The sequence below is a fragment of the Streptomyces sp. H39-C1 genome (genome assembly GCF_027158125.1).
Classification (GTDB): Bacteria; Actinomycetota; Actinomycetes; order Streptomycetales; family Streptomycetaceae; genus Actinacidiphila; species Actinacidiphila fildesensis.
This window is the reverse complement of the sequence record NZ_JAPVLS010000009.1, coordinates 113,418-127,943: the sequence shown is the minus strand read 5'-3', so window position 1 is coordinate 127,943 and position 14,526 is coordinate 113,418. Positions and strand designations below refer to the sequence as shown.

General features: G+C 71.9%; 13 protein-coding genes. 8 read left to right on the top strand and 5 right to left on the bottom strand.

The genetic code is table 11. The features are described from left to right. The first annotated feature begins 135 nt into the window (after positions 1-135). From O3W51_RS08775 to O3W51_RS08750, 6 genes are all read left to right on the top strand, one after another. Positions 136-747 carry a hypothetical protein gene (locus tag O3W51_RS08775; protein WP_164293976.1) on the top strand — a complete coding sequence of 204 codons (612 nt, stop codon included), beginning with the start codon at positions 136-138 and terminating at the stop codon, positions 745-747. Between the two features lie 114 nt (positions 748-861). Next, entirely contained in the window at positions 862-1,707 is an 846-nt protein-coding gene (locus O3W51_RS08770) for a DegV family protein (RefSeq protein WP_164293977.1), read from the top strand. Positions 1,708-2,042: 335 nt separating this feature from the next. Next, a complete protein-coding gene (locus O3W51_RS08765; RefSeq protein ID WP_269285038.1) occupies positions 2,043-2,759 on the top strand; it encodes a ComEA family DNA-binding protein in 717 nt (238 codons plus the stop codon). After that, positions 2,756-5,377, top strand: coding sequence for a ComEC/Rec2 family competence protein (locus O3W51_RS08760; protein WP_443048257.1), 2,622 nt, complete (start codon positions 2,756-2,758; stop codon positions 5,375-5,377). Before O3W51_RS08765 ends, O3W51_RS08760 begins: the two co-directional genes overlap by 4 nt. Positions 5,378-5,420: 43 nt before the next feature. Next, positions 5,421-6,050, top strand: coding sequence for a winged helix-turn-helix domain-containing protein (locus O3W51_RS08755; RefSeq protein ID WP_138353153.1), 630 nt, complete (start codon positions 5,421-5,423; stop codon positions 6,048-6,050). 2 nt (positions 6,051-6,052) lie between these two features. Next, positions 6,053-7,333, top strand: a complete 1,281-nt coding sequence (locus O3W51_RS08750) for an MFS transporter (RefSeq protein WP_138353154.1) — start codon at positions 6,053-6,055, stop codon at positions 7,331-7,333. Between the two features lie 38 nt (positions 7,334-7,371). Here the strand turns inward: O3W51_RS08750 and O3W51_RS08745 are convergent, their stop codons facing one another. The 3 genes from O3W51_RS08745 to O3W51_RS08735 all read right to left on the bottom strand — a co-directional run bounded on the left by O3W51_RS08745 (position 7,372) and on the right by O3W51_RS08735 (position 9,898). Beyond that, the gene (locus O3W51_RS08745) at positions 7,372-8,820 is read right to left on the bottom strand and encodes an APC family permease (RefSeq protein ID WP_138353155.1); all 1,449 of its coding nucleotides are present in this window, start codon (positions 8,818-8,820) and stop codon (positions 7,372-7,374) included. A 212-nt stretch (positions 8,821-9,032) separates the two neighbouring features. Continuing rightward, positions 9,033-9,464: a pyridoxamine 5'-phosphate oxidase family protein gene (locus O3W51_RS08740; protein ID WP_232484971.1), complete on the bottom strand. Its 432-nt coding sequence runs from the start codon at positions 9,462-9,464 to the stop codon at positions 9,033-9,035. A gap of 182 nt (positions 9,465-9,646) precedes the next feature. Then, positions 9,647-9,898 carry a hypothetical protein gene (locus O3W51_RS08735; RefSeq protein WP_138353157.1) on the bottom strand — a complete coding sequence of 84 codons (252 nt, stop codon included), beginning with the start codon at positions 9,896-9,898 and terminating at the stop codon, positions 9,647-9,649. Between the two features lie 57 nt (positions 9,899-9,955). Here O3W51_RS08735 and holA point away from each other — a divergent pair, with 57 nt between their 5' ends. Then, positions 9,956-10,942 carry a DNA polymerase III subunit delta gene (gene holA / locus O3W51_RS08730; RefSeq protein ID WP_138353158.1) on the top strand — a complete coding sequence of 329 codons (987 nt, stop codon included), beginning with the start codon at positions 9,956-9,958 and terminating at the stop codon, positions 10,940-10,942. Between the two features lie 97 nt (positions 10,943-11,039). Here holA and O3W51_RS08725 read toward each other — a convergent pair whose 3' ends face one another. Continuing rightward, positions 11,040-11,894 carry a hypothetical protein gene (locus O3W51_RS08725; RefSeq protein ID WP_232484972.1) on the bottom strand — a complete coding sequence of 285 codons (855 nt, stop codon included), beginning with the start codon at positions 11,892-11,894 and terminating at the stop codon, positions 11,040-11,042. Positions 11,895-12,096: 202 nt separating this feature from the next. Beyond that, positions 12,097-12,363, bottom strand: a complete 267-nt coding sequence (gene rpsT, locus O3W51_RS08720) for a 30S ribosomal protein S20 (RefSeq protein ID WP_138353159.1) — start codon at positions 12,361-12,363, stop codon at positions 12,097-12,099. Positions 12,364-12,560: 197 nt separating this feature from the next. Here rpsT and lepA point away from each other — a divergent pair, with 197 nt between their 5' ends. Beyond that, positions 12,561-14,447, top strand: a complete 1,887-nt coding sequence (gene lepA / locus O3W51_RS08715) for a translation elongation factor 4 (RefSeq protein WP_138353160.1) — start codon at positions 12,561-12,563, stop codon at positions 14,445-14,447. Positions 14,448-14,526 lie beyond the last annotated feature (79 nt).

Below are 14,526 nucleotides of genomic sequence, written 5' to 3'. Positions count from 1 at the left end.
CGGTGCGCCGGGTACCAGGGGTTTCCCTTACGGGCGGATTGGGGGTTCGTACGGAGCCACCGATCCGCCCGGTGCGTTTACCGTTGACGGTGGGCCCACCCGGCTGCCCGCGCCCGTTCGACCGGAGGAGCACCCGTGGATATCGCCGTCGTTGTGCTGCTGCTGCTCTTCGCGTCGTTCGTGGCGGTGGGCGTCGTCGCCACCGTACGGACCGTGCGGGCGGTGAAGCGCGGCGTGGAGCGCGGCAGCGCGCAGGCCCGCCGGGTCGTCGAGGACACCGCGCTCAAGGCCCGCCGCTACACGCTGATGGGGGCGGCGGGGGAGCTGGCGCAACTCCGGCTGGACCTGCGGACCTCCATCGACAGCACCTACCGGGCGCTGGAGGCCGGCTCGGCCGAGGACGCCTCGCTCTCCGAGGCGTCCGCCCTGCTCGCCCGGCTCAACGATCACGCGCGGGTGCTGGACACCGAGCTGAAGGTGCTGGAGCGCGAGCCGGACAAGGCGCGGATCGCCGACCGGCTGCCGTCCCTGGCCGAGCGCACCGAGCGGATCACCCACTCCGCCGACGCGCTGCGCTGGGCCGCCCAGGACCGGGCCCGGCAGTTCGCCGACGACGATCTGACCGCGCTGGCGCAGCAGATCGACATCGAGGCCGGAGCGCTGCGCCACTGGGCGCCGAGCACGCTGCCGACCGGCGGCCCCACGGGCGGCCCCGCCGGCGATCCCAAGCACATCAGCCGATCTTGACCCGGGCCGCACAAGCACATCAGCCGATCTTGACCCGGGCCGCACAAGCACATCAGCCGATCTTGACCCGGGCCGCACTGTCGCCACGCCCGGGCCCCGGGTAACCTCCCGCACATGTCCCCGCATGTCGCTATCGTCACGGATTCCACGGCCTACCTCTCGCAGGAGGCACTGGCCCGGCACGGCATCACCGTCGTTCCGCTGACCGTGGTGATCGGCGACGAGGCGTTCGAAGAGGGCACGGAGATCTCCGCCCCGGCGGTTGCCAGAGCCCTGCAGCGCAGACGTCCGGTGACCACCTCGCGACCCGGCCCGGCGGAGTTCGCCGCGTGCTACCGGGCCGCGGCGGAGGCGGGGGCGGACCACATCGTCTCGCTGCATCTGTCCGCCGAGTTCTCCGGGACCCATGACGCGGCGCTGGTCGCCGCGCGCGACTCGCCCGTTCCGGTACGGGTCGTCGACACCGGAATGGTCGCGATGGCGCTCGGTTTCACGGTTCTGGCGGCGGCCGAGACCGCCGGTTCCGGGGGCACGGCCGACGAGGTCGTGGCCGCCGCCGAGAAGCGCGCGGCGGACACCTTGGCGTACTTCTACGTCGACACCCTGGACTATCTGCGGCGCGGTGGCCGGATCGGTGCCGCGCAGGCGCTGTTCGGGTCGGCGCTGGCGGTCAAGCCGATCCTGCAGCTGGTGGACGGCAGGATCGAGCTGCTGGAGAAGGTCCGTACGGCCTCCCGGGCGATCACGCGGCTGGAGGAGATCGTCGTCGAGCGGGCCGGCAGCCGGCGGGTGGCCGTCGCGGTCCACCACCTGGCCGCCGCCGACCGTGCGGCGGCGCTGGCCGAACGGCTGCGGGAGCGAGTGCCGGGGCTGGACGAGCTGGTGGTGAGCGAGGTGGGCGCGGTGATCGGCGCGCACGCGGGGCCGGGGCTGCTCGGAGCGGTGATTTCACCTCATTGAGTGAGCGAGTTGTCCACAACTCGTGGGTTATCCACAGGATTTGGCAGTGATCATCTTCATTCGGCGATTCCGCCTAGTTTCGTGGCATGGGAACCACAGCGCTCACCACGATCAGCCGCCGCCGCAGTCACCTCCAGGGCAATCGGGGCGTTCAACACCTCCAGGGGACGGTGGGGGAGCGCGCCGCCGCGCTCTTCGACCCACCGGACCCGCACCCGGACCCTCGCCCGGATCCGCCACCGTCACCGCCCGCTGGCTCCAGTCCTTCTACTGCTCCTTCTGCGGCTTCTTCGGCCGCGCCGTCGACCTTGGCGTCGGGGTCGGTGCCTGAGGGCATGGCGCGGTTCCGGGCGACTCCTGCCGAGCGGTTACGAGCCTTCCGCGGCTGGCTGTATGTGCGCTGCGGCCTGGAGTTCAGGACCGCCGCTGCCCTGCTGGTCGTCCTGGCCGTCGCCGTCGGCTTCGCTGTGCAGCACTTCTGGACCGGGCGCCCGCGGACGGTCTCCGCTCCGGCGCGCGTCGACGGACCGTCGCCCGGAGCGTCCCTGTTCCCGATGCGGGGGCCGAGCGCCGCGCCCGGCTCCGGGCCGGCCGGGTCCGTGCCGAACGTGCCGGCCGCCGTGGGGGCGGCGAAGACGGTCCTGACGGTGGACGTCGCGGGCAAGGCCCGCCGTCCCGGGCTGCTCAGGCTGCCCGCCGGGTCGCGGGTGGCCGATGCTCTCGCGGCGGCCGGCGGGGCGCTCCCGGGGACGGACACCAGCGCGCTGAACCTCGCCCGGGTGCTCGCCGACGGTGAGCAGGTCGTCGTCGGCGGGCCGCCCGCACCCGCCGCCCCCGGACCGGGAGGCGGTGCGCCGGCCGGTCCTGTGAGCCTCAACTCCGCGACCAGCGCCCAGTTGGAGACCCTGCCGGGCGTCGGACCGGTCCTGGCACGGCACATCCTCGACTACCGAGCCCAGCACGGCGGCTTCGCCTCCGTCGACCAGCTGCGCAATGTGACCGGCATCGGTGACCGGCGCTTCTCCGACCTCAAGCCCCTGGTCCAGCCGTGACCCGTCCCAGGGCGGGCCCCGACGCGGCGGCGGGGCGCCGGGCGGATACGGGCGCCGTGGCGCGCTCGGCCGTGCACGCGTCGGCGGTATCACCGCTCGGCGCGTCCAACCCGCACCAGGAGGGCCCTGCGGACCTGCGGCTCGTGCCGCCGGCCCTCGCCGCCTGGCTCGCGTCGGCGCTCGCGCTGGGGATGCCGGGAGAGATGGCGGCCTGGTGTGCGGTGGTCACCGCCGTACTGGGGGTGGCGCTGCTGGTGGCCCGGCGGGGGCGGCCCGCCGGGCTGGCGGTGGCCACCGCCACCGCGCTGCTGTGCGCTTCCGCGGCGACGGCCGTCGCCGCGCTGCATGCGGCGGACGGTCATCGCGGGCCGCTGCCGGCGCTGGCCGCCGAACATGCCCACGCTGTCGTCGAGTTGAGGATCACCGGCGATCCGCGGCCGACCCTCCCGCACGTCCGGGGCGCGGCCCGCGCCCCGGACGCCGTGATCGTCGCGGCGGAGGCCGTCCGTGTCACCGCGCACGGGGTGACCACGAAGGTCCGCACGCCGGTCCTGGTCATCGCCGAAGCGGGCGCACCGCGCAAGCCGGCACCGGGACAGCGGCCGGGGCCACGAACGGGACCGGGCTCGCGCCCGGCCGGGTCGGGTCCCGCGGAGGGCCGGGTGTCCGCGTCGTCCGCCGATCCGTGGCTCGGACTGCTGCCGTCCACCCGGGTCACCGTGGCGGCACGGATCGCACCGTCGGTCCTGCCCGGCGAGCGGAGCGCCGCCGTGCTGTCGGTGCGCGGGCCGCCGCACATCAGTGGCCCGCCCACCGCGACGCAGCGTTTCGCGGGGCGGCTCAGGGCGGGGCTGCGCGCGGCGACGGACGGGCTGCCGCCCGATGCGCGGGCGCTGCTCCCCGGGCTCGTCGACGGGGACACCGCACGGCTCACTCCGGAACTGCGCGAGGCGTTCCGGACCACGGATCTGACCCATCTGACGGCGGTCTCCGGTTCGAATCTGACCATCGTCCTGCTGCTGCTCATCGGGCCGCCCGGCCTCGCCATCCGCGCGGAGCGACGTGGGCTCGCCCCGCGGATCGGGATCCCGCTGCGCACGACCGCCGTGCTCGGCGGGCTGCTCACCGTCGGGTTCGTCATCGTCTGCCGTCCCGATCCGAGTGTGCTGCGGGCCGCCGCCTGCGGGCTGATCACGCTGCTGGCGATCGGCACCGGCCGCCGCCGCGCCCTGCTGCCGGCGCTGGCCGCGGCGGTGCTCCTCCTCGTCCTCTACGACCCCTGGCTCGCCCGCTCCCACGGATTCCTGCTCTCCGTGCTGGCCACCGGCGCGCTGCTGACGATCTCCCCGCGGTGGAGCGCGGCCCTGCGCCGCCGCGGGATGCCGCCGGGACCGGCCGAGGCGCTGGGCGCGGCGGGCGCCGCGCAGGCGGTCTGCGCCCCGGTGATCGTGGTGCTCGCCGGGCAGGTGAGCCTGGTCGCGATCCCGTGCAATCTGCTCGCGGAACTGGCGGTGGGGCCGGCCACGGTGCTCGGGTTCGGGGCGCTGGCCGCCGCGCCGTTCGCGATGCCGGCCGCCGAGTGGCTGGCCTGGCTGGCCGGGTGGCCCACCGGCTGGATCGCGGCCGTCGCCCGGCGGGGCGCGGCACTGCCCGGTGCCGGGATCGGCTGGCCCGGCGGATGGGGCGGGGGCCTGCTGCTCGCCGTGCTCACCGTGGCGGTGGTGACGACGGGCCGCCGGCTGCTGGCCCGCCCATGGCTGTGCGCGGCGGTCGCGCTCCTGCTGCTGCTCGCCGTGCTGCGGCCCGTACCGCTCCCGCGCGTCATCACGGGCTGGCCGCCGCCCGGCTGGCGGCTCGCCATGTGCGATGTGGGCCAGGGGGATGCCCTGGTGCTGTCCGGGACGGACGGCTCGGCCGTCGTCATCGACGCCGGGCCGGAGCCGGCCCTCGTCGACCGGTGTCTGCGGTCGCTCGGGGTGACCTCGATCGCGCTGCTGATCCTGACCCACTTCCACGCGGACCATGTGGACGGGCTCCCGGGAGTGCTGCGCGGTCGCAAGATCGGCGCGATCGAGACGACGACGCTGGACGAACCGCCCGAGCAGGCGGCCTTCGTCCGCAGACAGGCGGCCGCCGCGCGGATCCCGGTGGTCCGTGCGGCGGCGGGGGAGCGGCGCCGGCTGGGAGGGCTGGAGTGGCAGCTGCTCTGGCCGCCCGTGACCCCGGGCGAGCTGCCGGACAACGGTCCGAACGACGCCAGCGTCGTCCTGCTGGTCCGTACGGCGGGGCTGACGTTCCTGCTGCTCGGTGACCTGGAGCCGCCGGCCCAGCGGCAGTTGCTGGCGGCCGTCCCCGAGCTGCCCCGGGTGGATGTCCTGAAGGTCGCGCACCATGGCTCGGCCTACCAGGACCCGGTGCTGCTGGCCCGGCTCCGGCCGCGTCTGGCGCTGATCTCCTGCGGCGCGGACAACCCGTACGGCCACCCGGCGCCGCGTACGGTCTCGGCGCTGCGCGCGCAGGGCGCGAGGGTGCTGCGGACGGACACCGACGGATCGGTCGCGGTCGTGGGGGACCGTGCGGACGATCTCCGGGCCACCGTGGTGGGGAGTTCTATGTAAAGACTTCGTTGTAAAGATTTCTTTCTAAAGGTATCTTTACATCATGACCGAGCGGCAGATACACCTCAGCGACCCGCGCGCCCTGCGGGCCTACGCCCACCCGACGCGGATGAAGCTCACCGGTCTGCTCCGCCGGGAGGGCCCGTTCACCGCGACGCGGGCCGCCGAGCTGACGGGGGAGTCCGTCGCCAGCTGCTCCTACCATCTGCGGGTGCTCGCCAAGTTCGGACTCGTCGAGGAGGCCGAGGGCGGCCACGGCCGGCAGAAGCCGTGGCGGGCGACGGCGCGCTTCACGGACTGGCCCGGCTACTCGGACGACCCGGCGGTGGCGGACGCGGCGGACGCGCTCACCGTCGCCGTCGCCGAGGACTACTTCCGGAAGATGACCAAGGCGCTGGAGACCCGCCGTGAACTGTCGCGCGACTGGCAGGAAGCGGAGCAGTTCGGCGACACGTGGGTCTATCTGACCCCGGAGGAACTGACCGCGCTGGGCGCGAAGGTGGACGAACTGCTGGAGACGTTCGCCGACCGCGACACGGATCCCGCGCTCCGCCCCGACGGCGCGCAGCGCGTCTCCGTCCTGCGGATCGCCTTCCTGGACCGGGAAGCCGAGGCCCCCGCCGACAACCCGGCCCCCGGCAACGACCCCGACCCTGACACCGCCGAGGAGTAGTCATGAAGGTCGCCGAGCGCATGCCGGCTCTGCTGCGCGAACGCCCGTTCCGCCAGTACTGGACCGGCCAGACCGTCTCGCTCTTCGGCGACCAGGTGTCGTTCCTCGCGATACCGCTCGCGGCCGTCCTGGTGCTGCACGCGGACGCCGCCCAGATGGGCTGGCTCTCCGCCGCGGGTCTGCTGCCGGCCCTGCTGTTCTCGCTGCCCGCGGGCGCGTGGGCCGACCGGCGGAGCAGGAGGCGGCGCATCATGATCGCCGCCGACCTGGTCCGCGCGGCGCTGATGCTCTCGCTGCCCGCCGCCTATGCCCTCGACGTGCTGACCCTCACGCACCTGTATGTGATCGCCTTCGCCGTCGGCGCCTGCAGCGTCGCCTTCGACGTCTCCAACGCCACGCTCTTCGTCTCTCTCGTGCGGCCCGGCCAGTACGTGGACGGCAACGCGCTCGTCAACGGCAGCCGGGCCTTCTCCTTCGTGGCGGGGCCGAGTGTGGGCGGTCTGCTGGTGCAGATACTCGCCGCACCGCTCACGCTGCTCGTCGACGCCGTCTCCTACCTCGTCTCGGCCGGCTACCTGGCACGCATCTCCCCGGTGGAACCACCGGTCGCCCCGGCGGAGAAGGGGCACTTCACGGCCGGGCTGCGGTTCATGGCGGGCTCCCGCATCCTGCGCCCGCTGCTGGCCGCCGCGGCGACCGTGAACTTCTTCAACTTCGTCTTCCACACCATCGTCGTGCTCTACGCGGTCGGTGAACTCGGCCTGAACGCGGGCGTGCTGGGGCTGGTGATCGGCGCCGGGGCGGTCGGCGGACTCATCGGCGCCGCCCTCAGCGGCCGGATCGTCCGGCGGATCGGGATCGGCCCGGCGGTCGTCCTCGGCTTCGCGGTCTTCCCCACCCCGCTGATCCTGGTGCCGCTGGCCGGCGGACCCACCCCGCTGGTCCTCGCCCTGCTCTTCCTCGCCGAATTCGTCTCCGGATTCGGGGTGATGGTGCTGGACATAGCCAGCGGCTCCCTGCAGAGCGCTGTCATCCCCGACCGGCTGCGGGCCCGGGTGACCGGGGCCTACCGCATGGTCAACCACGGCGTCCGCCCGCTCGGCGCCCTGGCGGGCGGCGTGCTCGGCACGGCACTCGGACTGCGGCCCACGCTGTGGATCGCCACCGTCGGCGGAGTGCTGTGCGTCCTGTGGCTGCTGCCCTCGCCGGTACCCCGGATACGCGAACTCCCGGACCAGGAGGAGATCCCGGCCCGGGAGGCCACAACGATGGAGCCGGCGTGACGCGGCGCCCGCAGCGCCGCCGCACAACCGCGGTGTTCTCAGCCGGCCGTGGCGTGCACGGGCTCGTCCTCCAGGCCCAGCTGCTCCTCCGGCACCGTGATCACCCAGCGGGTGTCCTGGCGGGGCCGCAGATAGAGCAGCCAGTACAGGCAGGCGACGGCCACGATGCCGCCGGTGATCGCGAGGTCCTTGATCTCCTGCACGTACAGGACGTAGGCCATCACCAGGATCAGGACCGCCGGGACCACGGGCCACAGCGGCATCCGCCACGCGGGCCGCGACTTGTGGCTGCCGCGCCGTGAGGCGAGGGCGCCGACCGCGACCAGCAGATACATCCCGGCGACCGCGACCCCGGTGACATTGGTGAGCGTGTCCAGCGGGGCGAAACAGAGCGCCGCACCCGGCACGCCGACCGCGAGGGTGGCCACCCACGGGGAGCCGAAGCGGCTGTTCAGCGTGGAGAACGCCTTGTTGACCGGCCGCGGCCAGGCGCGGTCGCGGGCCGAGGCGTAGAGCACCCGGGAGTTCTGGATGACCATGACGATGCCCGCGTTGATGATCGCCAGCGCGATGCACAGGCTGACGAACGTCCCCACGGCGGAGTTGCTCCAGGCCTTCACCATCGCCGAGAGGTTGCCCTCGGTCAGGGTCTGCATGTCGGGCGCGCCGAGCGTGATCGCGATGGTGGGGACGATGACGACCACGGCGCCGATGCCCAGTGTCCACAGCACGGTCCGCGAGACGTTCCGGCGCGGGTTCTCCATCTCCTCCGACAGGTACACCGCCGTGCTGAAGCCCTGCAGCACGAAGAGCGCGACGGCCAGCCCCGCGACGATCGCGCCGCCGGTGAGGGCGGCGGTGGCCGGGCTGCCCGGCGCGCCGCCGGTCGCCTCGACGACCGGGTGGATGAGCGTGGACGCCGAACGGGAGGAGTGCGAGAAGCCGAGGACGGCGACCACTCCGGCCGCGATGACCTCCAGGACCAGGAAGATGCCGGTGATCCAGGCGTTCGCCCGCAGATCGAGCAGGCCCATGACGGTGGCGAGCAGCATGACGCCCGCGCCCGCCCACTGGGCGTTGATGTGCATGATCGGTTCGAGGTACTCGCCGGTGCCGAGCGCGATGATCGGCGGCACGATCATGACCACGATCAGCGACAGGATGAAGACGATCCAGCCCGCCAGCCGGCCGATCAGCGTCCCGACCATGGCGTACTCGCCGCCCGCGCTCGGGATGAGGGTGCCGAGCTCGGAGTAGCAGAAGGCCACCGCGATGCACAGGACGGCCGCGATCACGATGGTCAGCGCCGTCCCGGTGCCGAGATCCCCGAAGAGGCCCGGCACGATGACGAAGAGCGACGAGGCGGGCGTCAGGCAGGACAGCGTCAGCAGCGTGCCGCCGACCACGCCGATGGACCGGGTGAGGGCCTTCGGCGGGGTGACGGGCGGCGCGATGGGGGAGTGCGGAGGACGCAGCGTGTCAGTCATGCGGGGTCCGATCGGATGGTGCTGAGGGGGGCTTACCGCCTCCGGTCCAGGGAAAATCGAAGCGGAACGGCCGCTTCATCCCCGGCATCAAACCCCGGCCGCCAAGAACGCGTCAAGAGATTCAGAACAACGAAATCCGTCGTCAATATTGCCGTTCCATGGTGTATGCGAAGCAATGGATCACCCGAGCTGTCGACCTCGATAGATTCCCGTCAGAGAAGCCACTGGCCATCACGCATCAGGTCCCGGTCCTTCAACTCGGCCACGGTGCCCCACGCCTGGACGGTGTGCGGCTGGACCCGGAACCACAGATAGGACGGTCCGTCGCCGCGCGGATCCCAGTCGCCCTTCGCGGCGAAGGCATCACCGATCTCGACGGGCAGCTCCGCGGCGGTCAGGGTGCCGGCCGTGGCATCGATCTGGACGACGTCACGGGTGTGCCCCAGGCAGACCCGCACCAGCCCGCTCTCCCGCAGATTGCGGCCGGTGGGATTCGTACCGCGGGTGGACAGCCACAGCGCCTCGCCGTCCCACAGGAAGAACAGCGGCACCAGGCACGGCGCCCCCTGGGCGTCGGCGGTGGCCACCCATACGTCCGCGTCGTGTTCGAGCCGGTGCAGCGCCTCGTCCTTGCGCTGCTTCAAGCTCCGGGGCCCGTCCGGAACGGGCGAAGGGGGCGAAGCGGGAGAGACGGCAGCGGAAGAAGGGGCGGAAGGCGTGAGCGGTGCGGAAGGTGTCGTCATGCCCCGTGACGCTACCGAGCACCGACGGACGCCACCAGAGCCCGCGGCACTAGATCTCCGGACCTAGGCCGCCCGGCGACCCGCTACTCGCGGGGCTGTTCCCGCCAGCCGTCGAACTCCTCCGCCAGGGCGTGCAGGGCGGCGCCTTCGAGGCGGCCCTCCTCGTCCTCCACCACGACCAGCCACTGGGCGTCCTCGGCGTCGTCCTCGCCGGCCAGGGCGTCACGGACGAGCTGCGGCTCGAAGGGGAGGCCGAACCGCTCCATGGCCGCCTCTGCGGCCTCCTCGGCGGCATCGCGGTCGGGCAGCACCAGGACATGTCGTACGTCGCTCACCGGACCATTCTCCGCCATGGCCGCCGCTGTCAGTCCCCCGTGGGATGCTGGTCCGCGATGGCCAGGAAGAGTTCCCCAGACGATCTGCTCGCTCCGCTCACGCTCGCCGTGGGCCAGGAGGACCTGCTGCTCGACCGCGCCGTGCGGGAGGTGATCGTGGCGGCGCGCGCCGCCGACGCCGACACCGATGTGCGCGACCTCGCCCCCGGAGTGCTGCAGCCCGGCACCCTCGCCGAGCTGACCAGCCCCTCGCTCTTCGCCGAGCGCAAGGTCGTCATCGTGCGCGACGCGCACGACCTCGGTGCGGACACGATCAAGGACGTGAAGGCGTACCTGGACTCGCCCGCCGAGGAGATCACCCTGGTGCTGCTGCACGCCGGCGGGGCCAAGGGCAAAGCTCTGCTGGACGCGGCCCGCAAGGCGGGGGCCCGCGAGGTCGCCTGCCCGAAGATGACCAAGCCGGCCGACCGGCTGGCGTTCGTGCGGAGCGAGTTCCGCGCCCTGGGCCGCTCCGCGACCCCCGAGGCCACCCAGACGCTGGTCGACGCCATCGGCAGCGACCTGCGCGAGCTGGCCAGCGCCGCCGCCCAGCTCGTCGCCGACGTCGAGGGCACGATCGACGAGGCCGTCGTCGCCCGCTACTACACCGGCCGCGCCGAGGCCACCGGCTTCGAGGTCGCCGACTTCGCCGTCACCGGCCGGACCGCGGAGGCGCTGGAGCGGCTGCGCTGGGCCCTCTCGGTGGGCCAGCCGCTGCCCGGCATCACCTTCGCCCTCGCCTCGGGCGTGCGCGCCATCGGCAAGCTCGCCTCCGCCCCGCGCGGCGCCAACCCCGGCCAGCTCGCCCGTGACCTGGGCATGCCCCCGTGGAAGATCGACCGGGTGCGCCAGCAGATGCGCGGCTGGACCGGCGACGGGGTCTCCGCCGCGCTGCGCGCCGTCGCCGAGGCGGACGCCGCGGTCAAGGGCGGCAGCGCGGACCCCGCATACGCCCTGGAGAAAGCCGTCGTGGCGGTGGCCCGCGCCGCCCGCGACCGCTCGTAGAAGCCTGGCGGCTCCTGGAGTCGCGGGCGGCCCAGCAGGCCTCCGGCCGGGCCGCCCGGCTCAGGTCCTCAGCCCCGGCTCAGTTCTTCGGCCCCGTTCAGTTCTTCAGCTTGGCCAGCGTCGCGGTGGTGGAGCTCTTCACCCAGCCGGTGACCTCGCTCACCGACGGCGGGGTCTTGTCCTTGTCGAGCGAGGACAGATACATGCTCCAGGCCATCTGGTACGTCATCCAGCCGTCCCGCACGGCCAGCGTCACCGAGCGCGACCCGGACGAGCCGCTGATCGTGTCCTCGGTGATCAGATAGGCCGCGTCGCCGAAGCCGGTGACCTTCTCGGCCTTGTAGTCGCCCTTGCGCTGCGTGTAGCTCTCCCACCGCGCCACGAACTCGGCCGACGGATCGGTCGTCTTGTGCAACTGCACCGTGGTGGACAGATAGGCGTCCGCGTAGGTCGACCCCGAAGCCTTGAGGTCCATGTCGCAGTACATGTCGTCCAGCGCGTCGTGCTTGAGCGTGTACGTCACCGGGGAGCTGTCGCTCTCCGGGTACTTGCCCTTGAAGGCCGAGATCTCGGCGGCCGAGCAGACATCGGACTGGACCTTGTACCCCTTGAGGTCGGCGGTCGCGGTGTCCTTGTCCTTCCCGCCGAGCAGAAGCACTCCGCCGCCCCAGAAGGCGGACGCGACCAGCGCGCCGACGGCCGCCCACAGCACGGCCTTCCCGGCGCCCGAGCCACCGCCCGGCGGCGGTGGCGGCAGCTGCGGTATCGGCGCACCCTGCGGTCCGTAGTACGACCCGGGCTGGCCCGGCTGCGGCGGTACCTGCTGCGGCATGGGCTGCGCGTACGGGTTCTGCTGGGCCGGAACCGGCGGCCCGAACCCCGGCGAGGGCTGCGCGGCGGACTGGGGACCCGGATACGGGTAGGCGCTCGGCTGATCAGGCGGCGTCGACATGCCGTGAGGATATGGCAACGCCGAAGGCCCCGCTGCCGTCCCGTGAGGATGGCTGCGGGGCCTTCGGATGATGCTGTGTGCGCCGCACCCGCGTGGCGAACGGCCGAGCGCGGCGCGATGTCTTTCGGTTGCCGGTCCGGGCGGTAGAGGGGCCGCTGGTTCCGTTTCCGGCGAGATGGGGCCAGGGGCCCCGGTCAAACGGTCAGGCCTTGATCGAGGCGACCTTGTGAGCCAGCGCGGACTTCTTGTTCGCGGCCTGGTTCTTGTGGATGACGCCCTTGCTGACGGCCTTGTCGAGCTTCTGTGCGGCCTCGCGGTTGGCGATGGTGGCCTTCTCGAGGTCACCGGTCGCCGCGGCCTCGCGGGCCTTGCGGATCGCGGTCTTGAGGGAGGACTTGACCGCCTTGTTGCGCAGGCGCGCCTTCTCGTTGGTCTTGTTCCGCTTGATCTGGGACTTGATGTTCGCCACGAAGGAGCCTTCTCAGGTTCGGGTACTTTTCATTGAGCGCCTCGGGTCACAGGGCACGAGGCACAGTGCTCCAGGCTACCAGCCGCCCGCACGACCTCCCAAACCGGTCCCAGGCCTCCAGTCATGGGACGATGGGGGTCAACGTATCGATCCGCCTACAGACGTCAGACGTCAAGCGTCGAGAAACAGGACCCTGCGTGCCCGCGACCCCGATCAATGTTCCGCAGCCGAGCCGTACCGACCCGGCGCTGATCCGTAACTTCTGCATCATCGCGCACATCGACCATGGCAAGTCGACGCTCGCCGACCGGATGCTCCAGCTGACCGGCGTGGTCGATCCGCGGCAGATGCGTGCCCAGTATCTCGACCGCATGGACATCGAGCGTGAGCGTGGCATCACGATCAAGTCCCAGGCGGTCCGGCTGCCCTGGGCGCCCACGGACGGCGACGCCACGGCCCCGACCCACATCCTGAACATGATCGACACCCCGGGCCACGTGGACTTCACGTACGAGGTCTCGCGGTCGCTCGCCGCCTGCGAGGGCACCGTCCTCCTGGTCGACGCGGCGCAGGGGATCGAGGCCCAGACCCTCGCCAACCTGTACCTGGCGTTGGAGAACGACCTCGCGATCATCCCGGTGCTCAACAAGATCGACCTGCCGGCCGCCCAGCCGGAGAAGTTCGCCGAGGAGCTGGCGCACATCATCGGCTGCGAGCCGTCCGATGTGCTCAAGGTCTCCGCGAAGACCGGCGTCGGCGTGGGCGACCTGCTCAACGAGGTCGTGAAGAAGGTGCCGGCCCCGGTCGGCGCCAACATCGCCGAGGCCCCGGCCCGCGCGATGATCTTCGACTCGGTCTACGACTCCTACCGTGGCGTGGTCACGTACGTGCGGGTCGTGGACGGTGAGCTCAAGAAGCGCGAGCGCATCCAGATGATGTCGACCGGCGCGACCCACGAGCTGCTGGAGATCGGCATCTCCGGTCCGGAGATGACGCCCTCCGACGGTCTCGGGGTCGGCGAGGTCGGCTACATCATCACCGGTGTGAAGGACGTCCGGCAGTCCAGGGTCGGTGACACGATCACGTCGCAGTCCAAGGGCGCCACCGTGGCCCTGGGCGGCTACAAGGACCCCAAGCCGATGGTGTTCTCCGGCCTGTACCCGCTCGACGGCTCGGACTACCCGGAGCTGCGGGAGGCGCTGGACAAGCTCCAGCTCAACGACGCCGCGCTGGTCTACGAGCCGGAGACGTCCGCCGCGCTCGGCTTCGGCTTCCGCGTCGGCTTCCTCGGCCTGCTGCACCTGGACGTGGTCCGTGAGCGGCTGGAGCGCGAGTTCGGCCTCGAACTGATCGCCACCGCGCCCAACGTGGTCTACCGCGTGGTGATGGAGGACCGCTCCGAGCACATCGTCACCAACCCGAGCGAGTTCCCCGAGGGCAAGATCACCTCGGTGTACGAGCCGATGGTGAAGTCGACGATCCTCGCGCCCAACGAGTTCGTCGGCGCGATCATGGAGCTGTGCCAGTCGCGTCGCGGCTCGTTGCTCGGGATGGACTACCTGTCGGCGGACCGCGTCGAGCTGCGCTACGACCTGCCGATGGCCGAGATCGTCTTCGACTTCTTCGACAACCTGAAGTCGAAGACCCGCGGCTACGCGTCGCTGGACTACGAGCCCAAGGGCGAGCAGACCGCCGACCTCGTCAAGGTCGACATCCTGCTGCACCACGACAAGGTGGACGCGTTCTCCGCCATCCTGCACAAGGACAAGGCGTACGCGTACGGCGTCCGGATGGTCGACAAGCTGCGCAAGCTCATCCCGCGGCAGAACTTCGAGATCCCGATCCAGGCCGCGGTCGGCAGCCGCGTCATCGCCCGTGAGACGGTGCGCGCGATCCGCAAGGACGTGCTCGCCAAGTGCTACGGCGGCGACATCTCCCGTAAGCGCAAGCTGCTGGAGAAGCAGAAGGAAGGCAAGAAGCGGATGAAGATGGTCGGCAGCGTGGAGGTCCCGCAGGAGGCCTTCATCGCGGTGCTGTCCACGGACTCCGACGGCGGCGGCAGCGAGAGCAAGGGCAAGAAGTAGTTCTTCGCGTCACACTCCGCGCCCAGGGCGCCCCACCGGAAACGGAGGGGCGCCCTCCGTACATCCGGCCCGGTTCGCG